Consider the following 25,911-nt stretch of genomic DNA (forward strand, 5'->3'; position numbering starts at 1 on the left):
TGCGGGTCCGCGGTCGCGTGCGTGGCGCTCCGCCCGCCCCAGCTGCGGGCAGTCGTGCCGCCTGGGGCGGCGCCCACCCAGCAGGCGGCAGCACCTCCCGCCAAGCTGCGGGCAGTCGTGCCGCCTGGGGCGGCACGGGTGGGCGCAGGCGGCGCCCCGTCAGCGCCGGGCTGCGCGACCCACCCCGCCCCAGCCACCGCGCCGGGTGCGTTCTGGTCCGACGTCTCGTCGGCAAAGGTGGGGGTCCGGTCGGCGTAGCCTCGTTGCATGTCGAAGTACGGATCGTTTCCCGGTACGCGTCCTCGGCGGCTGCGTACGAGTCCTGTCATGCGGCGGATGGTTGCCGAGACCCGGCTGTATCCGGCCGACTTCATCCTGCCCGCGTTCGTGCGGGAGGGTGTGAGTGAGCCGGTGCCTATCGCGGCCATGCCGGGGGTTGTGCAGCACACTCGGGACAGCCTGAAGAAGGCGGCTGCCGATGCTGTGGCGGCCGGGGTGTCCGGGATCATGCTCTTCGGGGTGCCGGAGGAGTCGAAGAAGGACGCCCTGGGGACGCCGGGGACCGATCCGGACGGGATTCTGCAGGTCGCGATTCGGGATGTGCGGGCCGAGGTCGGCGATGAGTTGCTGGTGATGTCTGATCTGTGTCTGGATGAGACCACCGATCATGGGCACTGTGGGGTGCTTGATGATCAGGGGCGTGTGGACAATGACGCCACCCTTGAGCGCTACGCCGAGATGGCTCAGGTACAGGCCGATGCCGGGGCGCATGTCGTGGGGCCCAGCGGGATGATGGACGGGCAGATCGGCGTCGTGCGTGATGCCCTTGATCAGATCGGGCGGGAGGACGTGGCGGTGCTGGCGTACACCGTCAAGTACGCCTCCGCCTTCTACGGGCCCTTCCGGGAGGCTGTCGGCTCGTCGTTGCAGGGGGATCGGAAGACGTATCAGCAGGATCCCGCCAATGCGCGGGAGTCGCTGCGGGAGCTCGCCCTCGATCTGGAGGAAGGGGCCGACATGGTGATGGTGAAGCCTGCCGGGCCCTATCTGGACGTTCTGGCGCGTGTTGCTGATGTGGCGGATGTGCCGGTGGCCGCCTATCAGATCTCCGGTGAGTACTCGATGATCGAGGCCGCCGCCGAGAAGGGGTGGATCGACCGGGACCGGGCGATCCTGGAGGCGCTGACCGGGATCAAGCGGGCCGGTGCGCAGAACATCCTCACCTACTGGGCCACCGAGGTCGCCCAGAAGGTGAGGTAGTTGGTCGGCGCGGGGCGGTCAGTGGTCAGTGGTCAGTTCAGGGCGTTCGCCATGTCCGACTGCCAGTACGTCACCGACATCGAGCTGTCGTAGTAGACGCCCTTGGCCGGCAGGGGCGGGGTCGCGGACGCGCCGCCGGAGGTGTTCGGGGTTCCGCCCTGGAACGCGATCGTGAGCTTCTTGCCGGTGGTGCCGCCGTCGCCGCTGCCGTCGGCCGCGGCGAGGAGGACGCCCGCGTAGCCGGAGGCTCCGGGGGAGAGGGTGGGGACAGCCTGCGGCTTGCTGTCCGGCATCGGCTGCGGCACCCACTGCATCTCGTCGAAGCGGATCACCGGGTAGTACATCAGCGAGCACGCCTTCGAGCCGGTGTTGGTCACGGTGAGCAGCATGTGGTTGAGCGGGCGGGAGACCGGCTGGGCGGTGACCTTGGTGTTGGAGCCGTTGCAGATGGCGGGGTTGGACGTGGACTTGTCGGTCTGGTCGGTCGTCTTGTTCGTCTTCTCGGTGGTCTGGTTCGTCTGTGAGGGCTTTCCGGAGTCGGAGTTCGTCGGCTGCGATCCCTTGGTGTCGTCCGTGGGCGACGCCGGTGCCGTCGGCGTCAGCTTCGACGCACCCTCGTCCTTGGTGCCCGTTCCGTTGTCGCACGCGGTGAGAGCGAGGGTGGCGAGCGTGATGCCTGCGGCGGCGAAGAGGCGGGCGTGGCGGAAGGTGCGCATGGCTGGGTCCTTGTCCGTGGGAGCTGGGTCGCTGTGGATGAGGAGAGCCTGTGCGATAGTGCGTCCCGGCCGCATCAACTGGCGGCAGGGCGATGACGGGCGGCGCAGTCCGGTCGGTGCGGCGGCGTCGTCCGGAGGTGTGTCCGCGACGCCGACCAAGAGCTCGGCCGGGGCGACCGCGAAGGAGACCGAGTCCGGTAGTAGGAAGGGCACGCCGTCCGTTTCGCCCTCGGTCAGCCGTACGAGCGGTGGGGGCAGCGGTGCGCCGGCCGGTGAGGATCCCGGGAACGAGGCTGGGCCGCTGCTGACCGTTAATACGCGGCCGTACACCTGGGAAGGGCCCTGTTCGCAGCACTATCTGATCGACCGGCCCCCGGCGGAGGTCCCTCCGCCGCCCTTCGAGCAGGGCGCGCCGGCGTGGGTGTCGGCGGAAGGGGCGGTGTCGGCGGGGGAGCAGCTGGTGACGCTGACCGTGCAGGGGACCGGGGAGCGGACGGTGGTCCTCGACAGTCTGGCGGTCCATGTGGTCGGCAGGGGCATGCCGCTCGCCTGGAACGACTACGTGATGGGTGTCGGCTGCGGTGGCGATGTGCCGACGCACCCCTTCACCGTGGCCCTCGACGCGGCCCGTCCGGTCGTGCAGCCCGCGGCCGGGCAGCGGGACTTCCCGTTCTCGGTGAGCGAGTCGGACCCGGAGGTCTTCCGCATCATGGCCGACGCCTCGGCGTACGACGTGCGCTGGTATCTGGAGCTGAAGTGGTCCAGCGGCACACGGCAGGGCACGGTGGTCGTCGACGACGGCGGTGAGCCGTTCCGCACGAGCGGCAACAACGGCCGTCCCTCGTACGAGTTCCCGCTCGGCGGCGAGAAGTGGGTCGAGGCGGCGGGGGCAGGGTCCTAGCGGCGAGGGCTTAGTGGGTCTGGTCGGGTGTCGGTGTGGGGGACACCGGGGGTGGGGTGGAGGACGTTGTCGAGCTGGTCGTGGCCGATGGGCCCTCGTCGCGCAGGCCTTCGCCGTCCTCGCACCCTGTGAGCGCACCCGCGAGCACGAGTGCGGCGAGTACGGCCGTCGTCGTGGCGAGCAGCCGGGTTCGGTCGGCGGCGGGGCGTGCGGACATGGTGGCCCTTTCGGTCTTGGGTTTCCGGGAGGCTTCAGCTTGCGCGGTGATCGGCCACGACCGCCAGGGTCGCCGGGGGATTCGGGACGTGGGATGGGGTGGGATGGCGGCTGAGCTGGGGGGATGGTGTTTCTCTCGGGTGCGGGACGGGACGGGGATCGGGGGCTGATCCGCTGTCCCGGCCGGGCTGGGCCGGGCTGGGGGCCTAGGACGAAAGTCCGGCGTCGGTTCCTGCCGGGGGCGGCGGCCATGGGGTGAGTGGCGTGCCTACGGTGGGGGCATGCCCGAGTCAATCGTGGAATCCGCGGGATTCGACCTCGATGCGTACTTCAAGCGGATCGGCTGGGAGGGCGAGCGGCGTGCGGACCTGGCCACGCTGAAAGGTGTGCATCTGGCGCATGCGCGGAGCATCCCGTTCGAGAACCTGGACGCCCTGCGTCGTACGGCGCCCTCCCTCGACCCCGTCGATCTGATGGCCAAGCTGGTCCACAGCCGGCGCGGTGGCTACTGCTACGAGCACAACACGCTGTTCTCGCTCGCGCTGGACGCGCTGGGTTTCCGTATGACCCGGCTGGCGGCCCGCGTCGCCGTCGGCGCGGACCGCCTCGAGAGCCGGCCTCGCACCCACATGGCGCTGCTGGTGGAGGCTCCGGGCGATCCGCGGCCCTACCTCGCCGACGTCGGCTTCGGGGCGGTCGGCGCGCTCCTTGAGCCAGTGCCGTTGCTGGCGGACATCGAGTTCCGGGGTGGCGGGCGGCGGCACCGGCTGGTGCGGGTGCCGCACCGGGGGCCGCTGGAGATGTGGATGCTTCAGGCCCACGAGGAGCGGTCCGGGAGCTGGGCGGACCAGTACGCCTTCACCGTGGAGCCGTTCGAGAAGCCTGACTTCGAGGTCATCAACTGGCATGTCGCGACGAACCCGCGCTCTCCCTTCACCCAGCAGCTCTACGTCCAGCGCACCACCGCCGAACGCCACCTCCACCTCTATGGCCGCATCCTCACCGAGACACGCGCCGACGACGGCACGGTGACGGAGCGGGAGGTGACGGACGAGGCGGAGGCACGCCGGATCCTGGACGAGGAGTTCCTGATCGCCGTTCCCGGCGGCATGACGCTGTTGGGGTGACTCAGTGCATGCTCAGTCCCACCAGAAGTGCCAGGCCGGTTGGTTGAGGAGGCGGTGCTCGGCGTAGGCGCGCAGGGTGGTGTCGTTGCTCTGCCAGATGTTGTCCGGGCAGAACGCGAAGTGCTCGGCGGCGAGTGCCTCCGCGTCGGCCTGGGTCGAGGGCGGGGCCGCGACGGACACCAGCAGGTGGTCGAAGCCGAGCGCCACGACCCGTATGCCGAAGCGGTCCTCCCAGGAGCGGAGTACGGCGCACAGCCGGGCCACGTCGCCCTCGTGGTTCGCCGGGCCCGACCAGCCGATCGCCGCCGGTATATCCGCGCTGCGGCGCGCGGGGACCAGGGCGAGGTGCGGGTCCTTGAACGGGCCGCCGCCCGCGAGGAGGAGCGAGTCCGCGATCTCGGTGGCGGCGAAGTCGGGGTCGGGGGCGGAGGGTGCGGCTGATTCGGTGGAGTCGGCTGCGGGCTCTGGGACTTCGGCGAGGCCGGGCCACTCCTCGCCCTCCTCTCCCTCGCAGTCCTCCCAGAGCTCCTCCAGCACCTCGTCCGCGTCGTGATCGCCCGGGTACGACACCTCTCCCGGCATCAAGTTCCAGTCCTCTGGGCCGCCTTGGCTCCCGCCGGTCTCTATCAGCACCGGCAGCAGCCCGGCCCGTCCGGCCGGCGTGCCCAGCTTCGTCCAGACGCCCACCGACGCGGGCGTCTCTGCATGCCACAACAACGGCTCATGCCAAGGGCCTTCGTCGGTCGCGTCGATCAGTCGCCCCGGCGGAAGCGTGAGCCCGAGCGCACGACCGCTCGGATCGGCCGCGAGCGTGGGCAGCGGGTTGGGAAGTGTCGCCATGTCACCGACTGTAAGGCCGACCACTGACAACGGTTCGAGATCGTTCCGGCCTCGAAGCGGCGTAGGACGGGACACGAATCGCACACGGTTCGCACGCGGGCGACGGAAACATCGGGGACCTTGGATGGTTCTGTCCCTGAATAGGCCTTTGGGTTACCCCCAACACCCCGCTGAGCAGGGACTTCTAGCGCGTTGACGAGAACCCGTCAGCTCCGTACGTTCTGCCTCTGGCCGGATCCGATCGGTGAGGCTCAAGCATCGATCCCATGGGGGGATTCACATGAACTGGTTCGTCGACGTTGTCAAGAAGTACGCGGTGTTCAACGGGCGTGCGCGCCGCCAGGAATACTGGATGTACACGCTGATCTACATGGTCATCGCCATCGTGCTGTCGGTCGTCGACCTCGCCGTCCTCGGGACGAACATCCTCGTCCCCATCCTCACCGTCGCGCTCTTCCTGCCGTCCCTGGGTGTCACGATCCGCCGGCTCCACGACACCGGCCGTTCTGGCTGGTGGGTCTTCATCAGCATCGTCCCGCTCGTCGGCCTGATCGTGATGCTGGTCTTCCTCTGCGCGGACAGCAAGGACGCCAACAAGTACGGCCCGAACCCCAAGTTCGCGCCGGCGCACGTCTGACGATTCGGTTCAGCGGGTCGCGTACGCGGTGAAAGCGGCCCAGGCCTCGGGGGAAGCGGTGAAAGTGGGGCCGCTTTCCTCGGGGTTCTTGGAGTCGCGGATGTGGATGAGGCCGGGGCGGGTGGCAACCTCGACACATTGGCCGCCTTCGTCGCCGCTGTAGGTCGACTTGAACCACTGAAGTGCCTCGGTGCTCATTGCTCTCCTAGCAGGCGGTCGAGCAGGCCCATTGAGTCCTGTGTGGTCAGGGCCTGTGTCCGCAGCATCGCATACTTGCGCGCGAGGATGGACACCTCATCAGCGTCGGAAACCCACTGGCTGCCGCGTTGCGATTCGGTGTACGCGAGGTGCTGGTGGTCCGGCGTTTCGAGGAGCGTGAAGGGACCGTTGAGCCCAGCGCTGTACGGGCTGTTCAACGGCAGGAACTGCAGTGACACGCAAGGCAGTTCAGCCACCGCCCGCAAATGCCGCAGCTGCTCCAGCCGTACCTCCGCCCCGCCGATCACCATGTGCAGTACCGGCTCCCACACGATGAAGCTCAGTGTCGGTGGGGTCTTGCGGTGCAGGATCTCCTGGCGTTCCAGGCGGGCTGCCGTGCGCGTCTCGATCTCGTCCTCGTCGTACGCGGGAACGCGGTTGCGCAGGACGGCCCCGACGTATGCCTCGGTCTGAAGCAGGCCGGGGAGCACCGCGTTGTCGTACCACGACAGCGCAATCGCCTCCCGCTCATGCTGCATATACAGCTCCGCCCACATCGGGAACTGGTCGATCTCCGGCAGGTTCGCCACGCCCACCGACAGCATCCCCTTCGTCTGGAGGATGTCGTCCAACAGCGCCGCCAGGTCCGGTTTCAGAGACCTTCTGCCCTGCTCGATCGACGCGATCGTCTCCTCGTCCAGCTTGACCCGGTCGCCCAGCGCACTCTGGGTGTAGCCCGCGACACGACGCGCCGCGCCCAGTTGCTTGCCGAGCATCTTCATCGAGGTCAGGTTCTTCGGCCGCGGCGGCCTCTTCGCGCTCATGCTGGTCTCAATCCCCCAGGGCACACGTACGTCACCGGGTGGGAGCCCGTACAAAAAATCCGTACGGGTTCACCGGGTGATCAACGCTAGTCACTCTCCGCAACTCTCGTCCCGTGAACGAGACGATCCAACTCCCGCCGCTGCGCCAGAAGTTCTTCCCCCGTGACCGGCGATCCGTGCCCGCCGCACGGCGGTTCGCGGCCGAGACTCTTGCCGGGTGGGGGCTCGACGGGAGCCCGCGCGCGGACGACGTACTGCTCTGTGTGAGCGAACTGGTGACCAACGCGTTGACGCACGGCGTTCCGCCCGGGCGGCAGTTGCTGCTGTTCCTGCGGTACGACGGGCGTGTGGTGGGGGTCGAGGTGCATGACAGCGGGGGTGGTGTGCCGCGTGTCGTGGAGCAGCGAGACGAGGGTGGGCGGGGACTGGTGCTCGTCGCCGCGTTGAGTGATGGATGGGGGGTGCGTGAACGCGAGTTGGGGAAAGTGGTGTGGTGTGAGTTCGTCTGTCCCGTGACGGTGCGCGGTGCCGATACCGTGTCGGCCTACGGGGCGACACATAGGGGGACGGGATGGCTGACGGGCCCGTACTCGCGCGGCTGCACTTCGGGCGTGAGGATGCCGAACGGGATGTGACCGAGGGGCTGTTGCTGCGCGGCGGGTTTCTGCCCAACGCGGCCTACCGCGCGGCGCTGTCCGGGCGGAAGATGCTGATCATCGGGCGCAAGGGGTCCGGCAAGAGCGCGATCTGCATGCAGTTGTCGGCGGACGGCGGGCAGCATGCCGGGACCGTGCTGGTGACGCCGGACGAGACCGCCGGGGAGGAGATCCGGCGGTTCGAGTTGCAGGGGCTGCCGGGGGACTCGGCCAAGTCGTTGATCTGGCGGTACCTGTTCGCCGTACATGCCGCTCGCCACCTGGTGACGCACGCCAAGGACGCACACCGGCGCAAGCCCGACTCCGTGAAGGCGCTGGCACGGTTTCTGAAGCAGAACGGGGAGTCGGCCGGCGGGCGGCTCGGGGACCGGCTCGCGCAGGGGGCTCGGGGACTGCAGACCTCGCTGTCCCTGGAGGCGTTCGGGGTCAAGGCGGGGCTCGACCTCGCGGGGGCCCCGTCGGAGGGCGCGCAGGCCGCCCGGCAGCTGGAGGTCGTCGAGCAGGGCGTGGCCAAGGCCTTCACCGACCTCGGCTGCGCCGGTGCGCACGGGCCGCTGCTGCTCATGGTCGACCAGCTGGAGCAGGTGTGGTCCGCCGAGCCGGACAGCAACTCGATGGTGATCGGGCTGCTGCTCGCCGCGAAGCACGCGGTCAGTCTCTACGGCGGTGCCGTGCGGTTCCTGCTGTTTCTGCGCGCCGATATCTACGACTCGCTGTCCTTCGGGGAGGGCGACAAGTTCCGCGGGGACGAGCTGCGGATCACGTGGACCGAGCAGGCGTTGCGGGATCTCGCGCTGGCGCGGGCGCGGGCCTCCGTGGGGGCCGAGATGACGGCCGAGCTGCTGTGGGGCGAGCTGTTTCCGGCGGTGGTGGAGGGGGAGGAGACCGCGAGCTATCTGTTCCGGCGGTGTCTGCCCCGGCCGCGGGACGCCATCCAGTTCCTCAACCTCTGCCAGGAGACGGCCTCGTTGATCCATGGGCGGGAGCGGATCACGGAGGGGGATGTGCTGCAGGCGGGGCGGCAGTTCTCCGCCTGGAAGCGGAAGGATCTGGCGCTGGAGTATCTGGTCGCGCATCCCTTTCTGAACCACCTGTTCCCGCTCTTCCAGAACACGGGGTACGTGGTGACGCGTGCCGCCCTCGGCAGCCGGTTCGACGCGGCGGCCGAGTCACTGCACCGGCTGTTCCCGGCGTACCTCGACGCACTGACCCTTCCCGGCATCATCGATGTCCTCTACGCCGTCGGCTTTCTCGGCGTGCGGCGCGGCAACGACGTGGTGTTCGCGGGGGGCGACGACCTGCCCGTGCAGTCCCATGAGACGGAGTTCCACGTCCATCCCTGTTTCCGGGCGGCGCTCGGCTCGACCAATGCGATCGACCTGCGGCATTTCGAGCCGCTCGCCGTGACCGGGCGGGTCCTCCAGGGCGGCTTCCAGGGGTACAACGACACGACGTTCGCGACCACTCCCTCGCGCGACCACCGGCTCGTGCAGGAGCTGAGGCGTTCCTGCCATTCCATCCTGGCGCAGACCAGCAGGGCGGTGAGCCTGGCGCCGGACGCCCGGGACGAGATCACCCAGCAGATCAACCGGGTCCTGGATGAGGTCAATGTCCTGCCGTCGGGCGCCGCGTCGACCTTCGACCTGGAGGATCGGCTCCTGCTCACCGCCCACTACTTCGACACCCTCGCCGCGCAACTCCTCGCCAGCGGGCTGGACGACACCACCGGCGCGGGCGAGGTCGTGCGCCGTGTCCAGGAGGAGGCGCGGCGGCTGCGGCGGCAGGCGGGCGGGTCGTACGGAAGCTCGGGCAACTCGTCGGGAAGCTGAGCCACGTCGGAAACAGTGAGCGGCGGGAACGCGGCTTGGGAGGTCATGGGTGCAGGGCGGCGAACTTCTCGCCGGGCGGTTCCGGATCGGCCCGTTGCTGGGTGCGGGCGGCATGGGGCAGGTCTGGGCGGCTCAGGACGAGCGGATGCGGCGGGATGTCGCGGTCAAGGTGGTTCATCCGCAGTACGGGATGGACGAGTCGGAGACGCAGGCCCGGTTCCAGCGTGAGGTGCAGCTGGCGGGGCGGCTGTCCCATCAGAACATCGTGACCGTGCATGACTGGGGTGAGGTGTCGGTCAACGGGCGCCAGACCCTCTTCCTGGTGATGGAACTCGTGCACGGAGTGCCTCTCCACAGGCAGTTGAACGAGTCCACACCGCCCTGGACGCTCGCCGTCGGCTGGAGCGCCCAGATCGCCGAGGCACTGCACGCCGCGCACAGCCAGGGCGTCGTCCACCGGGACATCAAGCCCGCGAACGTGCTCCTCACTCCCTCGGGGAGGGTGAAGGTCCTGGACTTCGGGGTCGCGAAGTTCATGGGGGAGACCATCGGTGCCCGGGAACTCACGGTGACGGGTGCGCCGCTCGGCTCGCCGCCGTACATGTCTCCGGAACAGGCCGTGGGAGCCCGCGCGATCGACCATCGCAGCGATCTGTACTCCCTGGGCTGCCTCCTCTACCACGCGGTGACCGGCCGTCCGCCCTTCATCAGCGATGTCCAGTGGGCCGTACTGCGGATGCAGATGGAGGACACCCCGGTCGCCCCGAGCTCCCTCGTCGCGGGCCTGCCCGGGGGCCTGGACGACCTGCTCATGAGCCTGCTCGCGAAGGACCCCGACAGCCGGCCGCAGGACGCGGCCGTCGTCCACGACGCCCTGGGCACCCTGCTGTTCGAGCATGCCGTCGCGCTGCCCGACAGCAAGCCGCTGGACGCGCTCGGACCGGGGCACGGGGACTCACTCGCGGGGCGGTTGCTGACGAAGGCGTGGGAGGTGTGGGAGCGGGCGGAGGGAGAGGGGGCCTCCGTGCGCGCGGAGGCCGAGGGGCTGTTGCGGGCGGCTCGCGCGGACGCGGAGCAACTGCTGCAGGAGGCTCGCGTAGATGCCGATCGGGTACGGCTGGCGAGGCTGACAGACGGCAACGATGAGCTGGCCAGGCTGGCTGCCGCGAACGATGCTCTGCTGGCCGAGAACGACGCCGCGCTGGCACGGATCCAAGCAGAGCACGAGAGGCTGGTCGCCAGTGTGCGGGCGCGGGAGGCCTCCGGTCGGACTGGGAGCGAACCTCAGCCCGCTGTCCCGGCTCCCCTGCTCCTCCCGGCCGGTGATGCCGCACAGGCCATGGACACGTCGGACCGGGAGTTCCGCATCACCCGTCGCGGCTACTCCGTCGAGGAGGTGCATGAACGCATCGCCATGATCACGGCGGATGGCAACCGGGCGCTGCGTCGTGCCGCCGTCGTGGAGGCGGCGATCACAGAGATGGTTCCCGAGACGGCGGCGGGCCTGATCGCCGACGCGGTCGACCGAGCCGGGGTGACTGTTGCCTTTGCCACGGCCCACCTCAAGCAATGGCGTGGAGCAAATGACGTGCACGGGTTCGCAGTGGTCAAGAAGGGCTACGACCAAAGCACGGTCAACTGGTACATGTCCGACCTCATGTACAACTACGAGGAGGCGTTGAGGCGCCTCTCCGCCGTGGACCAGCTCTATGACGAGTTGACGGCGGGCGGTCACCAAGGGCAATGACCGCCCGCCGTCCGTACGTCAGCGTCAGAGCCGCTCGGGCGTCCTGATGCCCAGCAGGGCCATGCCCCGGTGGAGGGTGCGGGCCGTGAGGTCGCACTGGAACAGGCGGTTCTCTGTCTGTTCCGGGGTGTCGGCCTTCAGGACCGGGCACTTGTCGTAGAACGACGTGTAGAGCGACGCCAGTTGGTACAGGTACGCGGCCAGCTTGTGCGGGGCGTACTCCGCCGCCGCTTCGAAGACCGTGTCGCCGAACGCGTCCAGGTGCAGGCCCAGTTCGCGCTCCGCCGGGGCGAGTTCGAGTTCGGGGTGCGCGGACGGTCGTACGTCTCCCGCCTTGCGGAGGATCGACTGGATACGGGCGTACGCGTACTGGAGGTAGACGGACGTGTCGCCGTTCAGCGACACCATCTGGTCCAGGTCGAACTTGTAGTCCCGGTTCGGGGACGTCGACAGGTCCGCGTACTTCACGGCGCCGATGCCGACCTGAGCGGCCCGCTCCTGGATCTCGTCCTCGGTGAGGTCCTGCGCCTTCTCCCGTACGACCTCGGCGGCGCGCTGCACCGCCTCGTCGAGGAGGTCCTCCAGCTTCACCGTCTCACCCGCACGCGTCTTGAACGGCTTGCCGTCCGCGCCCAGCACCGTGCCGTAGCCCATGTTGTGCGCGGTGACGTGCTCGCTGAGCCAGCCCGCCCGGCGGGCCGTCTCGAAGACCATCTTGAAGTGCAGGGACTGGCGTACGTCCACGACGTAGATCAGCGTCGTCGCGTGCAGGTCGACGACACGGTTCCGGATCGCGGAGAGGTCGCTCGCCGCGTAGCCGAAGCCGCCGTCCGCCTTCTGCACGATCAGCGGCACCGGCTGGTCGTCCTTGCCGCGGATCTCGTCGAAGAACACCACCAGCGCGCCCTCGGAGCGCACGGCTACGCCGGACTCCTCCAGCAGCCGCGCCGTCTCCGGCATCAGGTCGTTGTACGCCGACTCGCCGACGATCTCGTCGTCCCGGACCTCCATGTCCAGCTTCTCGAAGACCGAGTAGAAGTAGACCTTCGACTCGTCCACGAACTGCTGCCACAGGTCGAGCGTCTCCTTGTCGCCCGACTGCAGGGCGACGACCCTCTTCCGCGCCCGCTCCTTGAAGTCGTCGTCCGAGTCGAAGACCGCGCGCGATGCCTTGTAGACCCGGTTCAGGTTGCTCATCGCCTGCTCGCCGTCCACCTCGGACGGCGGGGCCAGCTCACCCGGGTTCTCGATCAGGTACTGGATGAGCATGCCGAACTGGGTGCCCCAGTCGCCGATGTGATGCCGGCCGATCGTCTTCTCGCCGGTGAAGTCGATCATGCCGCGGAGGGCGTCGCCGATCACCGCGGAGCGGAGGTGGCCTACGTGCATCTCCTTGGCGACGTTCGGCTGGGCGTAGTCGATGACGGTTACGCCCGCGTTCTCCTTGGGGGCCACGCCGAGGCGGTCGGGGTCTGCGTACCGCTGCGCGAGGTTGTCGGTGATCGCCTTGTCGGTGATCGTGATGTTGAGGAAGCCGGGGCCGGAGACCTCGACGTCCTTGATCACGTCGCCGGTGGTGATGTTGGCGACGACCTGCGTTGCCAGCTCCCTCGGGTTCGACTTCGCCTTCTTCGCCAGCGCGAGGATGCCGTTGGCCTGGAAATCGGCGCGGTCACTGCGTCGCAACAGCGGGTCCGCGTCCGCTTCCGGCAGGGTTGCCGAGAGGGCGTTCGCGAGGCGCTGGTTGACGAGATCGGTGAGCGACGTGACCGGGGCCATAGGAGTGGGTGCCGTTCTCCTCGTGGGGATGGATAGACACGGTCAGTATCCCATGGGGGGTAAAGCGGTTTTTCGGCTGCGGGGCGGTGGGGGCTTGTCGCGCAGTTCCCCGCGCCCCTGTCGGGGCGCTGTTGAAAAGGCGTTTTCTCTGTTGACGTTCTAGCTGGGAGAATGAACGGCGTCAGTCGTTGACCGTACGGCTGCCCTGGAGAAAGAAGGACGTGCCGATCGTGGCTCAGAGCACCGAGACCATCGACTGGGTCTCCCGTTTCGCGGATGAGGTCATCGAGGAGTCGGAGCGTCGGGCCCCGGGCAAACCGGTTGTCGTCGCGTCCGGGCTTTCGCCGTCAGGGCCCATCCATCTGGGGAACCTGCGTGAGGTGATGACCCCGCATCTCGTCGCGGACGAGATCCGGCGGCGGGGTCGCCAGGTCCGGCATCTGATCTCCTGGGACGACTACGACCGGTACCGGAAGGTGCCGGCGGGCGTCTCCGGGGTCGACGAGTCGTGGGCCGAGCACATCGGCAAGCCGCTGACCTCCGTCCCCGCCCCCAAGGGCTCCGCCCACCCCAACTGGGCCGAGCACTTCAAGGCCGCGATGATCGAGTCGCTGGCCGAGCTGGGCGTGGAGTTCGACGGGATCAGCCAGACCGCGCAGTACACCTCCGGCGTGTACCGGGAGCAGATCCTGCACGCCATGCGGCACCGCGGCGACATCGACGCGATCCTCGACCAGTACCGGACCAAGAAGGCCCCCGCCAAGAAGCAGCAGTCGCAGAAGCCCGTCGACGAGGCCGAGCTGGAAGCTGCCGAAGGGTCGGGCGCCGCCGCCGAGGACGACGGCTCCTTCGGCTCCGCCGGCTACTTCCCGTACAAGCCCTACTGCGGCAACTGCGAGAAGGACCTCACTACCGTCACCTCCTACGAGGACGACACCACCGAGCTGTCGTACACCTGCGACGCCTGCGGTTTCGCCGAGACCGTCCGGCTGAGCGAGTACAACCGCGGCAAGCTGGTCTGGAAGGTCGACTGGCCGATGCGGTGGGCGTACGAGGGCGTTGTGTTCGAGCCGAGCGGGGTCGACCACTCGTCGCCGGGTTCCAGCTTCCAGGTGGGCGGGCAGATCGTCGGGATCTTCGGCGGGAAGCAGCCCATCGGGCCGATGTACGCGTTCGTGGGCATCAGCGGCATGGCGAAGATGTCCTCGTCGCGGGGTGGGGTGCCTACCCCTGCTGACGCCCTGAAGATCATGGAGCCTCAGCTCCTGCGCTGGCTCTACGCCCGGCGTCGTCCCAACCAGTCCTTCAAGATCGCCTTCGACCAGGAGATCCAGCGGCTCTACGACGAGTGGGACAAGCTCGACGCGAAGGTGGCGGACGGGTCCGCGCTGCCCGGCGACGTCGCCGCGCACGCGCGTGCCGTGGGGACCGCCGGCGGTGAGCTGCCGCGTACGCCGCGGCCGATGCCGTACCGGACTCTCGCGTCCGTCGCCGACATCACCGCCGGGCACGAGGACCAAGCGCTGCGGATCCTCTCCGAGCTGGACCCGGAGCAGCCGCTCGGGTCGCTGGACGAGGTACGGCCGCGGTTTGACAAGGCCGAGGCGTGGATCAACACGCACGTCTCCGCCGACCAGCGCACCATCGTGCGGGACGAGCCCGACGTCGCCCTGCTGAAGTCCCTCGACGAGGCGTCCCAGCAGTCGCTGCGGCTCCTCCTCGACGGGCTCGCCGACCACTGGTCGCTCGACGGGCTCACCCACCTCGTGTACGGCGTGCCCAAGGTGCAGGCCGGGTTCCCCGCCGACGCCACGCCCAAGGAACTGCCGGCCGAGATCAAGACCGCGCAGAGGTCGTTCTTCGCCCTGCTGTACCACCTGCTGGTGGGGCGGGACACCGGGCCGCGACTGCCGACGTTGCTGCTGGCGGTGGGGCAGGAGCGGGTACGGGGCCTGCTCGGCGAGTAAGGCGAGTAAGCGGTGCGGTGAGGGGCTCTCCGGTGAGGGCCCCTTTCTGCCGTCAGGCGATGTGGTTCTCTTCCAGTTCCGCGTTGTAGAGCTTCGTGAACCGGTTGACCATGCGCTTCGCCTCGTCCGGCAGGAGCGTGATGCTGAACTCCGCCTCGACGTTCTCGCTGTACTCACGCGGGGTCGGGTAGCCGGTGCCGCCTATCGACTTCTTGAAGACCTGGTAGTAGTCCTCTTCGGTCGGCTCGGGAGCGGGCGTGCCACCGCCCTCGCCGAGTTCGCGGGTACGGCCCCGGCTCACCGGGATGCGGAAACTGCCGGTCTCTTCCATCGAAGGTTCTGCGGGTTCTGCGGGTTCTGAGGGTGCCGGGGGAGGAGGCTCGTTGTACTGCTCCGCCTCGTATGTCGGGTCATACGGCGGCTCGTATGTCGGCTCGAATGTCGGGTCGTAGTCGCCGTGGTACTCGATGGACTGCGGGTCCCGGGCGTGCAGCCAGGGGTTCTGGTCCTCTTCGGGCGCGTAGTACAGCTGCTCGGCGTCCTGGTTGCTGTCCAGCTCCAGGCGCTGCTCGCTGGGAGGTGCCGCTTTCTGTGGGACGGGCGCCGCCCCAGCGGCACGACTGCCCGCAGCTGCGGCGTCGATTTCCTGCTTCGGCGCCGGAGGCAGCAGTGCCGGTTCTATGCCCGCCGCCGCCAGGCCCGCCGGGGCCGTGTCCGCCAGGGGGACGCCGTACTTCGCGAGGCGTAGGGGCATGAGGGACTCGACCGGGGCCTTGCGGCGCCAGCTGCGGCCGAAGCGGGAGCGGAGGCGGGCCTGGTAGACGAGACGTTCCTGCTCGAGCTTGATGACCTGGTCGTAGGAGCGGAGCTCCCAGAGCTTCATGCGGCGCCAGAGGAGGAACGTGGGCACGGGGGAGAGGAGCCAGCGCGTCATGCGGACCCCCTCCATGTGCTTGTCCGCCGTGATGTCCGCTATGCGGCCGATCGCGTGGCGGGCGGCCTCGACCGAGACCACGAACAGGATCGGGATCACCGCGTGCATGCCCACGCCCAGCGGGTCCGGCCAGGCCGCCGCGCCGTTGAAGGCGATCGTCGCCACCGTCAGCACCCACGCCGTCTGGCGCAGGAGCGGGAAGGGTATGCGTATCCAGGTGAGGAGCAGATCAAGGGCGAGCAGGACGCAGATGCCCGCGTCGATGCCGATCGGGAAGACGTAACTGAAGTCCCCGAAGCCCTTCTGGAGGGCCAGTTCGCGGACGGCGGCGTACGAACCCGCGAAGCCGATGCCGGCGATGACGACGGCACCGAAGACGACCACGCCGATCAGAATCCGGTGCGTCCGTGTCAGCTGCAGTGGCGCGGCCACCCGTACTCCCCTCCCCATGCAAGTCGTTGCGCGCAACAGAGTGGCACATGTGTACGGCGCGCGGGTTGCCGGGACGTGAGAGCCCGGTCCCAGAGGGGCACCGGGCTCCGTCAAATGGTTATGTTCTGCTGCGAGTTGGGCCCGATGTGACGGTCAGTTCCTCTTCGCCGCGGACTTCGACGGAGAGGCACTCTTCGATGCCGGCTTCGACGCCGACTTGGAAGGCGATGCGCTGCTCGCCGCAGAGCCGTTGGCGGACGACACCGCCGCCACCGCCTCCTTCGCCGCCTTCTGCGCGTCCTTCATCAGATCCGTCGCGCTCGGGGTCTTCTCGCCCGCCAGGCCCGCGCCGTTGTAGTCGACGGTGACGACGACGTTCTCGACCTGCACCACGACCGTCTGCTGCTTGAAGGAACCCTCCTTCTTCTTCAGGTCGTAACGCACCGCCGTCGCCGCGTCGCCCATGCCGGTCACCGGCTCGGACTTGACGCCCTTCGCGCCCTCCGCCGACTGAGCGGCCTGGACCTGCTTGTCGAAGTACTCCTGAGCCTGCTCGTCGCCGGCACCACGTGTCGTGTCCGAGTCGAAGCGGAGCAGGGAGACATTCAGCCAGCGGAACTGCGAGCCCTTCACGCCGTTGTCGTCCAGGCTGCTCCAGGAACAGTTGCCGCGCGACGCGGCATCGTCCGAATTGCCCTCCTTGCCGGACGTCTTGGCCTTCGGCACCAGATCGCCCAGCGTCTTCTTCGCCAGCACGGTGCACGGCTTCGGAAGCTTCGAGTACGCCGCCGCCTGAACCGTCGGCGACGGGATCGCGGACGCCGAGGTCTCACTGCCCGCGCTCTTGCCCTCGCCGGCGCTGTCGGAACCAGAGCCCGAGTCGGAGTCGGAGGAGCAGCCGGCGGCGATCAGCATCACGGGGGCCACGGCCGCGCACACAAGGACGCGGCCAAGACGCTTCCTCCGCCGGTCACGCTGGTCACCCTGGTCTAGCTGTGCTCGTCGCTGCATGGTTCCTTCACTCATGACGCTCGTGCTCCTGCCGTCGGATCGGGTCCGGGGACGCTGAGGTTCCTGCGGTCGGATCGGGTCCGAGGGGCCACGGTACGCGGTGAAGGACTTGTGTGTTCCTCGTTCGGGTGCTTTGCAAAGAGCCCGTACGGCACGCTAGTCGGCCAGCGAGTCCGCCAGCTGAGAAGCCAACTTCTGTGCTCTGTCCTGCATTTCCTTGCTGTCCGGCACGGTGCCGACCGTCGCCGGCTGCTCCTCGTACTGGATCGTCACGATCACATTCGACGTGCGGAACGCCACAGTCACCGTGCGCTGCCGAGCCGTCGAACCGGCGCTGCTCAGCACGTCGTCCAGGAACGCCTCGTCGCCGAGACCGTCGAGGAGGCGGGGCTGGAGGTCGGAGGGGGTGGCGGAGGGGGAGGAGGTGGCGCTGGAGCTGGGGTCGGCGGTGGAGGAGCCGGTGGGGGATGTGGAGGAGGACTGGGACGCGGAGTCGGACGGGGACGCCGACTCCGCGTCCTCCGACCCCGACTCCGATTCCGACGTGGACGCCGTGGCCGAGACCGTCGGCTCGGGGAGGTCGGCCGCCTCCTCCCTCGTCGCGAACAGCGACTCCGCCTCGCTGTCGTCGCTGACGGCGTTGTCGTACGACACAACCCGCTCGAAGTCGACGAGCAGGTGGTCCGTGGCCTCCGTCGACTCGACCTTCCAGCGGCAGCCGACCTTGCGGTCCGTGTCGAACGTCTGGGTGGGGTCGCCCGCGTAGGCGTTCTCGCGCTGCTCCTCGTCCGTCTGCTGCCTGATGCCGGGGAGCAGCGAGTCGAGGGTCTCCTGACTCACGGCGCCGCACGGCTCCGGGAGCGTGCGGTAGCGGCCCGGCTGAGCCTCGGCCGCCGCGGTGCCCGTGTCGCCGCCCGGGTTGGAGTTGTCCGCCGTGCCGCCGTCGTCCGAGCCGCCGGTGCAGCCGGCCAACAGCGCCGCGAGGAGCGCCGCGACGCCGGATACGTACGCCTTCCGCTGCACGGTCAGGTTCCTCTCGACGGTGTCTCTTGCCGGGCCCGCCCGGCCGCTCTGCCAGTGTCCCCGCTGGTTAATCGCTTGCCGCGCGGGGGTGCCCGCTGGAGACAATGTCTATCGCACGCAACGCCGTGGACGCCGGTCCGTTGTCCCTTTCGTTGACCTTGGCGCTGGTTTTGCGATTAAAGACTTCTGTTGCACTTACGGGGGATTGAGGACGATATGTCGTACGTGGAAATGCCGGGCGCGAAGGTTCCCATCCGCATGTGGACCGACCCGGCGACGGTCGACGAGGGTGCCCTCCAGCAACTGCGGAACGTGGCGACACTGCCGTGGATCAAGGGGCTGGCGGTCATGCCGGACGTCCACTACGGGAAGGGCGCGACTGTCGGGTCCGTCATTGCCATGCGGGGGGCTGTCTGTCCTGCGGCAGTGGGGGTGGACATCGGGTGCGGGATGTCGGCGGTGCGGACGTCTCTGACGGCGAATGATCTGCCGGGGGATCTGTCTCGGCTGCGGTCGAAGATTGAGGCTGCGATTCCGGTGGGGCGGGGGATGCATGACAGTCCTGTGGAGCCGGGGCGGTTCCATGGGTTCGCTACCGGGGGGTGGGATGACTTCTGGGGGCGGTTTGATGGGGTTGCCGAAGCGGTGAAGTTTCGCGGGGAGCGGGCCGCGAGACAAATGGGAACACTCGGCGCGGGGAATCATCACCTGGAAATATCGGTTGATTTGGACAATTCAGTTTGGTTGACGCTGCACTCCGGCTCCCGGAACATCGGCAAGGAACTGGCCGAGCACCACATCGGCGTGGCCCAGAAGCTTCCGCACAACCAGGGCTTGGTTGACCGAGACCTTGCTGTATTCGTCTCGGACACCCCGCAGATGGCTGAGTACCGGAATGACCTCTACTGGGCCCAGGAGTACGCGAAGTACAACCGCTCGATCATGATGGCGCTCCTCAAGGACGTGATCCGCAAGGAGTTCAAGAAGGCCAAGCCGACCTTCGAGATGGAGGTCAGCTGCCATCACAACTACGTGGCTGAGGAGCGCTACGAGGGGATGGACCTGCTGGTCACTCGCAAGGGCGCGATCAGGGCAGGCGCCGGCGACCTCGGAATCATCCCGGGTTCTATGGGTACGGCCACGTACATCGTGAAGGGCCTCGGTAACGAGAAGGCTTTCAACTCGGCCTCGCACGGCGCGGGCCGGCGTATGAGCCGGAACGCGGCGAAGCGGCGGTTCTCGACGAAGGACCTGGAGGAGCAGACGCGGGGCGTGGAGTGCCGCAAGGACTCCGGTGTTGTGGATGAGATTCCGGGTGCGTACAAGCCGATCGAGCAGGTGATGGATCAGCAGCGAGATCTCGTGGAGGTCGTGGCGAAGCTGAAGCAGGTCATCTGCGTGAAGGGCTGAACATGGCGATGGGCGCGGCGTTCCTTTGCCGCGCCCATCGCGAGTTGCTCAGTCCGGCAGAGGTACTAGGCCGTGCAGCAGTTTCCAGCGGCGCACCTGGCAAGGGCTGTTCGAGTAGCCCAGCGTTGCTGCGTCGGCGATGGTTGGCGCTGCGAGCAGGATCCGGTCCATTTCGGGCGTCCACTGGATGCGTGGGGGCCTACGTTGCATTCCCTCGGGCCGGACCCAGGAGGCGAGTGAGTCGGCGGCAGCCCACTTCCGCTCGAGCGAAAGGCAGCCTGGATAGTACAGGCCGGCTGCCAGCTTCTGGGCGCTCTCCTTCGTGTAGAGGATGTTGTAGATGTCGTCGCGGGCGTTGCGCTTGATGTTCCGTACAGCGCCTGTGACTTCCTCCGCGTACTGGCACAGATAGGTGCCGATCGCCGTGCTGGCCGTGGTGAGGGAGATGAAGGGCAGGCCCTTGCTCGTGTAGCCCACCGAGCCGTCGGCGTCGATGACGCCCCGTAGGTAGTCGCGGCCTGAGAACTCGACGTGGGGCGGGCTGATCGTCTTCGACTTGCGGCCGTAGGGCAGGCCCAGTTCGTTGAGTAGAGTCCTGGCTTCGAGGGAGCACAGACTCCAGGTTGCTGAGCGGTGGGTCTCGGTGAAGTTCGTGGACCGCGTGCGCTCGGTGACGCTGCTGTAGTAAGGCGTCAGCTTCTGGAAGTTGTGCAAGATGTCGATGTCCCGGGCATTGAGCTCGACGGTCAACTTGCCCTTCTGCCCGACCCCTTGCTGCAGATGCCCATCCGCCTGCAAGAAGCCGAACATGTACGCGTACTCAGGCACCCTGAGGTCCATGAACCGTTGGGCGCTAGGCTCGCAGTCAGCCATGAGGAAGCTGATCCTTCCTTGCTGGTCAGGCCCTCGCTCGGGACCGGCATCCCGGGGCGAGGGCCGTCATTTGATGTTGTGCTGCGAGCCTAGATCGCCAGTTCGGCGGCCGTTTGGGTGATCGTCTGGATTCACTCCTGTGGACTAATAGTCCTACTTCTGGTTCTACTTCGCGTGCGTCACCGCGTAGATCATTACGAAGGCGACGATGTGGATGCCGAAGAGGAAGTACGCGAGGTAGTACCAGACGATGCGTTCGCGTTTCTTTTCCAGGGCCAGTTGGCGCTGTTCGCGGTCGTGTTGTTCGGTGTTTTCGTCCTCCGGCATCACAACTCCCTGTGCACCTTGGTGTTGGAGGCTTGGGCGCGGGGGCGGACGATGAGGAGGTCGATGTTTACGTGGCTGGGGCGGGTTACCGTCCAGGTGATGGTGTCGGCCACGTCGTCGGCCGTGAGGGGCTCCGCTACTCCCTCGTAGACCTTTTCCGCCTTCTGCCTGTCGCCGTCGAAGCGGGTCAGGGCGAATTCGTCGGTCTTGACCATGCCGGGGGCGATCTCGATGACGCGGACCGGGCGGCCGACGATTTCGAGGCGGAGGGTTTCGGCGAGGACGTGGGCGCCGTGTTTGGCGGCTACGTAGCCGGCGCCGCCTTCGTATGTTGCGTGGCCCGCCGTGGAGGAGATTACGACCACCGTGCCGTCGCCGCTTGCCTCCAGTTTCGGGAGGAGAGCTTGGGTGAGGTTGAGCGTGCCGATGACGTTCGTTTCGTACATCTGGCGCCAGTCCGCCGGGTCGCCGGTCGCTACCGGGTCGGCGCCCAGTGCGCCGCCCGCGTTGTTGATGAGGACGCCGATCTTCTGGAAGGCGCTCGCGAACTCGTCGACCGCCTCGCGGTCCGTGACGTCGAGGGCGTATGCCGTGGCCGAGTGTCCTGCCTGGTTGATCTCCTCGGCCAGTGCCTCGATGCGGTCCTTGCGGCGGGCGGTGAGGACGACGCGGTAGCCCGCGGCCGCCAGCTGCCGTGCCGTCGCGGCGCCGATTCCGCTGCTGGCGCCGGTGATGACGGCGATACGGGACGCGGCGGGCGGGGTCATACGGCAGCTCCAGGGGGAGGGAATCAGGGGGCGTACGCGTGTGTGCCTCCGGCCAGGATAGGCCGGGCGCTAGCAGTGGCCGGGGCCCGTTCGAGGGGCGGGACCGCGGGGCTCGGGCGGACAATGGAGTGGGTGGTCCTCTCCCGAGTCAGGAGGTGGATCCATGGGTGAGGCTCGTGACGTGATGGACCGGCTGACGGATGCTGTCACCGGTTCGCCGGACCTCAAGGCGCTTGCCGAGATCTATGCGGAGGACGCGGTCGCGATCACGCCGGACGGCGGGGAGATCCACGGGCGTGACCACATCGTCGAGTACTGGCGTCAGATGACGGACGCGGTTCCTGAGGGGACGTTCGAGACGGTGTATGCGTACGAGGTCGGGGACACCGCCATCGACGAAGGGTTCTTCAGCGGGAAGAACACCGGTCCGATTCAGCTGTCGTCCGGGGAGTCCCTGCCTGCGACGCAGAAGGAGGTCAGGATCCGCGGGGTGGATTTCGCGACGGTGCGGGACGGCCGGATCGTCAGTTATCGGCTCTACTTCGATCAGATGGAGTTCCTGGAGCAGCTCGGGTTGCTGCCCGACGAGCTGTCGGCCTGAGGGCGCCAGGTCATCTAGGACACCTACGTCATTTACGGTCTTCGTCACTCCCCGCGCGGCGCGTACATGATCACCGCCATGCCCGCGAGGCAGATCAGTGCGCCCGCGATGTCCCAGCGGTCCGGGCGGTAGCCGTCGGCGACCATGCCCCAGGCGATCGAACCGGCGACGAAGATGCCGCCGTATGCCGCGAGGATGCGGCCGAAGTGGGCGTCGGGCTGGAAGGTGGCGACGAAGCCGTAGGCGCCGAGGGCGAGGACGCCGCCGCCGATCCAGAGCCAGCCGCGGTGCTCGCGCAGGCCCTGCCAGACCAGCCAGGCGCCGCCGATCTCGAGGAGCGCGGCGGCGACGAAGAGGGCGGCGGAGCGGAGGATGAGCATGTCGGCAGCTTCGCATGGCCCGTTTTCGTGCCCGCTCCGTGCCCGTTTCCGTGCCCGCGTCACCTGATGGACGGCGCCTGTGGCTCGCTCCGCGTGGGATACATCCGTACGACCACGGACCGCGAAGTGAGGCGTGAGGAGTCGGCTGGATGAGAACGACGCGGGTGCTGGCGGCGTGCGGTGCCGCCCTGATGATGATCGGCGGCGGGGCCTCGCTCGCCGTCGCCGGCTCCGGGCCCGAGGCGGAGCTCGCCTATCACGGTGCCGCGTCCCTGGCCGCGGGCCGGGTCGACGTACGGTTCACGCCGCGCAACGACGGGGCGTCCGCCGTGCCCGACACGTCGGTGCGGCTGGCCTGGTCGGAGCCGCTCGCCGACCGGCAGACGCTGCCGGACGGGTGTGCGCCCTCGGGGGACCGGGCGGTGCTGTGCCGGGTCGGGGCGCTGGCCGGTAAGGGGGTGGGCAAGCCGGTCAGTCTGCGGGTGCAGTTGCGGGAGGCGCCGTCGGAGGTGCTGCTGGAGATCGGCACGGTGGCGGACGGCGGCCAGGGCAGCGGCAGCGGGGTCAGTGATCCGCAGCGCGTGCTGGTCCTGGACACCGGGGACGAGTACTACTTCTAGACATGCGGTGACTGCTGCGTCGTACGATCTCTGCACGGCGCAGACGAAAGGGCGGGCGGGATGACGGGCGACGGCGATGCACGGGCTCGGCTGCTCGAGGAGCTGTCCGCGGTGTCCCGCCGCTATATGGCGTCGTACGTGTGACCGAGGATCGTAGTTGGCGGGTGATGCTCTCTTCGGTGCAGGTCGTCGGCAGGTGGAGGGAGCTGGTTGGCGGATCTTGAGGGCGATAGTTGGCGGGCCGGGATCCGTCTTGGTCACGGTTCGTGACTGAGCTAAGTCCGCCGCCCGGCCGCGGGTTACGGGTCGTGATTCGCAAGCATGCGTGGCTGCCGGCACGCCACCCGGCTCTTCCCGCTCAAGCAGAAGACCGCCCGCACCGCCCTGACGGTTGCCGCTGCGGCCCTGCTGCTGACGGCGACAGAGCACTAAGAAGAACTGCGAACGCGCCACCCCGGGCTCTGCCCACTGGAGTCACGTCCGCTGGAGTGGTGTATTGACGGCCACTCGGTGATCTCGTTTTGAGGCTATGCGGTGAGTTCGTTGGGCAGGGCGGTCTCGTCGGTTTCTGACTCGATCGGGTGGAGGCGGGCCTTGGCCAGCAGGTCGAGTCCCATGTAACGGCGTGCTTCGGTCCATTCGTCGTTCTGTTCGGCCAGCACCGCGCCGACCAGCCGGATCAGGGCGGTGCGGTCGGGGAAGATCCCGACGACGTCGGTGCGGCGGCGGATCTTCTTGTTCAGCCGTTCCTGCGGGTTGTTCGACCAGATCTGCCGCCAGATCTCGCGCGGGAACGCAATGAACGCCAGCAGCTCGTGCTGGGCTGCGTCCAAGTGGGCGGCGGCTTTGGGGAACTTGGCGACTCTGCTGCGCAATTCGTTCAGGCGGAGAGTCGGTAGCTGAGTCGTTCGAGCCTGCTGTGGCGGGGACGGTCGAGGGGGCCTGTGGTCAATTGGGCGTCGAGTCTGATCACGTTGAGTGCGGTGGCGGAGAAGGCGTGTTGGAGGCGGACTTTCGGCAGGCCGCGGTAGCGCGCCCGGCGGATGCCGGTGATGTCGAGGGCCTGGTTGATGGTGCCCTCGACGCCGGCGCGCAGGGCGTACTTGTTCTTCCAGGCGTCGGTCTTCTGTTCGGCGCGGGCCTGGGCGAGGTTCTCGTGGAGTTCCTCGGGCCGCAGGGTGAGCATGCGGCGCCCGGTCTTCGAGGTGGTGCACTGCTTCTGGAGAGGGCAGTTGCGGCAGGTCAGGACACTGTATGTGATGACGATCGCGTCGGTGCCGTGCTGCTTCACCGGGTTCCAGTGGGAACTGGTCTTTCCGGCGGGGCAGCGGACCTGGCGGGTCTTCCAGTTGATGGTGAAGGCGTTCTTGTCGAAGCCTCGGCGGCCTTGGCCTGGGCAGAGTGGTCCAGGAGGACCGGGGTGACCATGCGGATGCCTTGTTTCAGGGCCTTGGTGATCAGGTCGGCAGACGGGTAGCCGGAGTCGAGGTAGTGCTAGGCGGGCTTCACCCCGTGCTCGGCGAGCTTGCGCTGAATCGGGACGGTCGCCTTCACATCCGGCACGGTCGCGTCGGTGGTGCGCACGTCGGTGATCAGATTCGGCATCACCCCTGTCCCCGCGTCGGCGTCGACGTCGGCGAGGGTGGTGCAGGTTTCCGTGAGATGGATCTTGTAGCCCATCCAGAACAGGTCGTCGCCCTTGGCCGCCCACCGTGCGTCACGGTCGTAGTGGGAGGCCAGGCGGAGTTGGCCTGGCGGGACGCCGTCGTCGGCGTCCCGCTTCCTGATCACCTGCCGTCCCCGGGCATCGGTCCGGACGATGTAGGTCTGCACGAGGACCTGCCGCAACAAGCCCACGGCCTCGATCTCGCGAATCCAGGCCGGAGCGTCCCCGGCCCAGGCCGCCCGGCACAGGGCGAGGGCATCCTGCCCGAAGACCTGGGCGAGACGTTGTCTGCGAGGGCGGCATGCGCCAGCTGTCGACCCGCGGCCCGTACCGCTCAGCGAACTCCGTCACGTCGATGTGTCCGGCCAGCCAGGCCGCTGCCGCGACCGCGAGGGCCTCCAGGGCCGCCCGCACGCTCTCCCCTGCCAGCTCCAGACGGTTCAAGTCCCGCACCGCACTGATCACATGGGTGGAATCCGTGCGCTGCTTGCCCCCGGCCGCCACCAGGCCGGCCTCCTTGCAGTGCTCAAGGAGCCGGTCGAAGACCACCCGCTCCATACCGTTGTCCGCGAGCCGGGCCCGGAACCTGGACAGCACGTTGGCATCGAAACCGGTATCCGTCAGATCCGCACCGAGCCCGTACTTCCAGTCGATCGCCCGCACCGCCATCGCCGCGGCCTGCCGGTCCGTCAGGTCCTCGGCGAACTGCAACACCGTCACCAGCGACAACGCCCCAGGTGACAGGCCCGGAGCACCCCGCACCCCGAACGCCTCCGTGAACGGCTCATCAGTGAAGACCTCCGCCAGGCGATCCCGCACCGTATCGCCAGACTCCCCTTCGGGAACGCCGCCCGGGCCACCATCACGGTCTGTTCCGGGATCTCCGGCAGCCCCACCGGGCGCATCGACATCCGTACCGCCTCCCGGGCCGCACGACAGGAAGGCGACCCAGCCAACGATCATCGCCGACCCGGCCTTACCTCCGCAGCGAATTGCGCAGCAGAGTCCACCAGCACATCAAAGCTTGCTTCGACAACGTCGATCACCACGTCCTGATGGATGTGGTGGCCGAACGGATCAAGGACCCGCAAGGTTCTGCGGCTGTTCAGTGTCTCCACTCGCCGACCTCCTTGTCCCAACCATCCAGCCCAGTCCGCGATCGCGTGTACG

26 protein-coding genes and 4 pseudogenes are annotated in these 25,911 nt (G+C 68.1%); 11 read left to right on the forward strand and 19 right to left on the reverse strand.

Going from position 1 to position 25,911, the window contains the following annotated elements; genetic code table 11:
- Nucleotides 1-329 (reverse strand): annotated as a pseudogene (locus KCH48_RS39545) (hypothetical protein); the annotation flags it as partial.
- Between KCH48_RS39545 and hemB the strand changes: the two are divergent.
- Nucleotides 268-1,260, forward strand: coding sequence for a porphobilinogen synthase (gene hemB, locus KCH48_RS39550; RefSeq protein ID WP_210582468.1), 993 nt, complete (start codon nt 268-270; stop codon nt 1,258-1,260). The pseudogene KCH48_RS39545 and the gene hemB sit on opposite strands and share 62 nt — an antisense overlap.
- Nucleotides 1,261-1,292: 32 nt before the next feature.
- On the opposite strand, the gene KCH48_RS39555 is transcribed toward hemB, so the two are convergent.
- Nucleotides 1,293-1,976, reverse strand: a complete 684-nt coding sequence (locus KCH48_RS39555) for a DUF4232 domain-containing protein (RefSeq protein ID WP_210582469.1) — start codon at nt 1,974-1,976, stop codon at nt 1,293-1,295.
- 58 nt (nt 1,977-2,034) lie between these two features.
- Here KCH48_RS39555 and KCH48_RS39560 point away from each other — a divergent pair, with 58 nt between their 5' ends.
- Nucleotides 2,035-2,877 carry a hypothetical protein gene (locus KCH48_RS39560; protein ID WP_210582470.1) on the forward strand — a complete coding sequence of 281 codons (843 nt, stop codon included), beginning with the start codon at nt 2,035-2,037 and terminating at the stop codon, nt 2,875-2,877.
- Nucleotides 2,878-2,887: 10 nt separating this feature from the next.
- Here the strand turns inward: KCH48_RS39560 and KCH48_RS39565 are convergent, their stop codons facing one another.
- Nucleotides 2,888-3,094, reverse strand: coding sequence for a hypothetical protein (locus KCH48_RS39565; protein ID WP_210582471.1), 207 nt, complete (start codon nt 3,092-3,094; stop codon nt 2,888-2,890).
- A gap of 280 nt (nt 3,095-3,374) precedes the next feature.
- Here KCH48_RS39565 and KCH48_RS39570 point away from each other — a divergent pair, with 280 nt between their 5' ends.
- Complete coding sequence (locus KCH48_RS39570) at nt 3,375-4,220, forward strand: arylamine N-acetyltransferase (RefSeq protein WP_210582472.1); 846 nt, start codon at nt 3,375-3,377, stop codon at nt 4,218-4,220.
- A gap of 12 nt (nt 4,221-4,232) precedes the next feature.
- Here the strand turns inward: KCH48_RS39570 and KCH48_RS39575 are convergent, their stop codons facing one another.
- On the reverse strand, nt 4,233-5,060 hold the full coding sequence (locus tag KCH48_RS39575; protein ID WP_210582473.1) for a DUF4253 domain-containing protein: 828 nt from the start codon (nt 5,058-5,060) through the stop codon (nt 4,233-4,235).
- A 280-nt stretch (nt 5,061-5,340) separates the two neighbouring features.
- Here KCH48_RS39575 and KCH48_RS39580 point away from each other — a divergent pair, with 280 nt between their 5' ends.
- Nucleotides 5,341-5,697, forward strand: a complete 357-nt coding sequence (locus KCH48_RS39580) for a DUF805 domain-containing protein (protein ID WP_210582474.1) — start codon at nt 5,341-5,343, stop codon at nt 5,695-5,697.
- Between the two features lie 9 nt (nt 5,698-5,706).
- On the opposite strand, the gene KCH48_RS39585 is transcribed toward KCH48_RS39580, so the two are convergent.
- Both KCH48_RS39585 and KCH48_RS39590 read right to left on the reverse strand, forming a co-directional pair.
- A complete protein-coding gene (locus tag KCH48_RS39585) occupies nt 5,707-5,895 on the reverse strand; it encodes a DUF397 domain-containing protein (protein WP_210582475.1) in 189 nt (62 codons plus the stop codon).
- Complete coding sequence (locus KCH48_RS39590) at nt 5,892-6,719, reverse strand: helix-turn-helix transcriptional regulator (protein WP_210582476.1); 828 nt, start codon at nt 6,717-6,719, stop codon at nt 5,892-5,894. Before KCH48_RS39590 ends, KCH48_RS39585 begins: the two co-directional genes overlap by 4 nt.
- Nucleotides 6,720-6,832: 113 nt before the next feature.
- On the opposite strand from KCH48_RS39590, the pseudogene KCH48_RS39595 reads away from it, so the two are divergent.
- The 3 genes and pseudogenes from KCH48_RS39595 to KCH48_RS39605 all read left to right on the forward strand — a co-directional run.
- A pseudogene (locus KCH48_RS39595) lies at nt 6,833-7,222 on the forward strand (ATP-binding protein); the annotation flags it as partial.
- A 68-nt stretch (nt 7,223-7,290) separates the two neighbouring features.
- Nucleotides 7,291-9,204 (forward strand): P-loop ATPase, Sll1717 family, encoded by a 1,914-nt coding sequence (locus tag KCH48_RS39600; protein WP_210582478.1) that lies wholly within the window; start codon nt 7,291-7,293, stop codon nt 9,202-9,204.
- 49 nt (nt 9,205-9,253) lie between these two features.
- Nucleotides 9,254-10,951 carry a protein kinase gene (locus tag KCH48_RS39605; RefSeq protein WP_307841074.1) on the forward strand — a complete coding sequence of 566 codons (1,698 nt, stop codon included), beginning with the start codon at nt 9,254-9,256 and terminating at the stop codon, nt 10,949-10,951.
- A gap of 24 nt (nt 10,952-10,975) precedes the next feature.
- On the opposite strand, the gene argS is transcribed toward KCH48_RS39605, so the two are convergent.
- Nucleotides 10,976-12,730 carry an arginine--tRNA ligase gene (argS, locus tag KCH48_RS39610; protein ID WP_210582479.1) on the reverse strand — a complete coding sequence of 585 codons (1,755 nt, stop codon included), beginning with the start codon at nt 12,728-12,730 and terminating at the stop codon, nt 10,976-10,978.
- Between the two features lie 221 nt (nt 12,731-12,951).
- Between argS and lysS the strand changes: the two genes are divergently transcribed.
- The gene (gene lysS, locus KCH48_RS39615) at nt 12,952-14,697 is read left to right on the forward strand and encodes a lysine--tRNA ligase (protein ID WP_210582480.1); all 1,746 of its coding nucleotides are present in this window, start codon (nt 12,952-12,954) and stop codon (nt 14,695-14,697) included.
- A gap of 52 nt (nt 14,698-14,749) precedes the next feature.
- Here the strand turns inward: lysS and KCH48_RS39620 are convergent, their stop codons facing one another.
- The 3 genes from KCH48_RS39620 to KCH48_RS39630 all read right to left on the reverse strand — a co-directional run bounded on the left by KCH48_RS39620 (nt 14,750) and on the right by KCH48_RS39630 (nt 18,097).
- Entirely contained in the window at nt 14,750-16,063 is a 1,314-nt protein-coding gene (locus tag KCH48_RS39620) for a DUF2637 domain-containing protein (protein WP_307841075.1), read from the reverse strand.
- Nucleotides 16,064-16,216: 153 nt separating this feature from the next.
- On the reverse strand, nt 16,217-17,089 hold the full coding sequence (locus KCH48_RS39625) for a DUF3558 domain-containing protein (protein ID WP_210582482.1): 873 nt from the start codon (nt 17,087-17,089) through the stop codon (nt 16,217-16,219).
- A gap of 141 nt (nt 17,090-17,230) precedes the next feature.
- The gene (locus KCH48_RS39630; RefSeq protein ID WP_210582483.1) at nt 17,231-18,097 is read right to left on the reverse strand and encodes a DUF3558 domain-containing protein; all 867 of its coding nucleotides are present in this window, start codon (nt 18,095-18,097) and stop codon (nt 17,231-17,233) included.
- A 216-nt stretch (nt 18,098-18,313) separates the two neighbouring features.
- Here KCH48_RS39630 and KCH48_RS39635 point away from each other — a divergent pair, with 216 nt between their 5' ends.
- Entirely contained in the window at nt 18,314-19,507 is a 1,194-nt protein-coding gene (locus KCH48_RS39635; RefSeq protein WP_210582484.1) for an RtcB family protein, read from the forward strand.
- A 48-nt stretch (nt 19,508-19,555) separates the two neighbouring features.
- On the opposite strand, the gene KCH48_RS39640 is transcribed toward KCH48_RS39635, so the two are convergent.
- The 3 genes from KCH48_RS39640 to KCH48_RS39650 form a co-directional block, all read right to left on the reverse strand.
- On the reverse strand, nt 19,556-20,380 hold the full coding sequence (locus KCH48_RS39640) for an LAGLIDADG family homing endonuclease (RefSeq protein WP_210582485.1): 825 nt from the start codon (nt 20,378-20,380) through the stop codon (nt 19,556-19,558).
- Between the two features lie 165 nt (nt 20,381-20,545).
- Nucleotides 20,546-20,707: a hypothetical protein gene (locus tag KCH48_RS39645; protein ID WP_210582486.1), complete on the reverse strand. Its 162-nt coding sequence runs from the start codon at nt 20,705-20,707 to the stop codon at nt 20,546-20,548.
- Nucleotides 20,707-21,474, reverse strand: a complete 768-nt coding sequence (locus KCH48_RS39650) for an SDR family NAD(P)-dependent oxidoreductase (RefSeq protein ID WP_210582487.1) — start codon at nt 21,472-21,474, stop codon at nt 20,707-20,709. Before KCH48_RS39650 ends, KCH48_RS39645 begins: the two co-directional genes overlap by 1 nt.
- A gap of 163 nt (nt 21,475-21,637) precedes the next feature.
- Between KCH48_RS39650 and KCH48_RS39655 the strand changes: the two genes are divergently transcribed.
- A complete protein-coding gene (locus tag KCH48_RS39655) occupies nt 21,638-22,075 on the forward strand; it encodes an ester cyclase (protein WP_210582488.1) in 438 nt (145 codons plus the stop codon).
- A 44-nt stretch (nt 22,076-22,119) separates the two neighbouring features.
- Here KCH48_RS39655 and KCH48_RS39660 read toward each other — a convergent pair whose 3' ends face one another.
- On the reverse strand, nt 22,120-22,455 hold the full coding sequence (locus KCH48_RS39660) for a YnfA family protein (RefSeq protein WP_210582489.1): 336 nt from the start codon (nt 22,453-22,455) through the stop codon (nt 22,120-22,122).
- Between the two features lie 149 nt (nt 22,456-22,604).
- On the opposite strand from KCH48_RS39660, the gene KCH48_RS39665 reads away from it, so the two are divergent.
- Nucleotides 22,605-23,075, forward strand: coding sequence for a hypothetical protein (locus tag KCH48_RS39665; protein ID WP_210582490.1), 471 nt, complete (start codon nt 22,605-22,607; stop codon nt 23,073-23,075).
- Between the two features lie 527 nt (nt 23,076-23,602).
- Here KCH48_RS39665 and KCH48_RS39670 read toward each other — a convergent pair.
- The 5 genes and pseudogenes from KCH48_RS39670 to KCH48_RS39690 all read right to left on the reverse strand — a co-directional run.
- A pseudogene (locus tag KCH48_RS39670) lies at nt 23,603-23,932 on the reverse strand (transposase); the annotation flags it as partial.
- Nucleotides 23,933-23,955: 23 nt separating this feature from the next.
- Nucleotides 23,956-24,366 (reverse strand): transposase, encoded by a 411-nt coding sequence (locus tag KCH48_RS39675; RefSeq protein ID WP_210582491.1) that lies wholly within the window; start codon nt 24,364-24,366, stop codon nt 23,956-23,958.
- A 203-nt stretch (nt 24,367-24,569) separates the two neighbouring features.
- Nucleotides 24,570-24,932 carry a hypothetical protein gene (locus tag KCH48_RS39680; RefSeq protein ID WP_246886626.1) on the reverse strand — a complete coding sequence of 121 codons (363 nt, stop codon included), beginning with the start codon at nt 24,930-24,932 and terminating at the stop codon, nt 24,570-24,572.
- A 406-nt stretch (nt 24,933-25,338) separates the two neighbouring features.
- Nucleotides 25,339-25,704, reverse strand: a pseudogene (locus KCH48_RS42695) (transposase); the annotation flags it as partial.
- Nucleotides 25,701-25,859 carry a hypothetical protein gene (locus tag KCH48_RS39690; RefSeq protein WP_159049681.1) on the reverse strand — a complete coding sequence of 53 codons (159 nt, stop codon included), beginning with the start codon at nt 25,857-25,859 and terminating at the stop codon, nt 25,701-25,703. The gene KCH48_RS39690 and the pseudogene KCH48_RS42695, both read right to left, overlap by 4 nt.
- Nucleotides 25,860-25,911: the final 52 nt, after the last annotated feature.

This window comes from Streptomyces sp. GESEQ-4 (assembly GCF_017948455.1).
Taxonomy (GTDB): domain Bacteria; phylum Actinomycetota; class Actinomycetes; order Streptomycetales; family Streptomycetaceae; genus Streptomyces.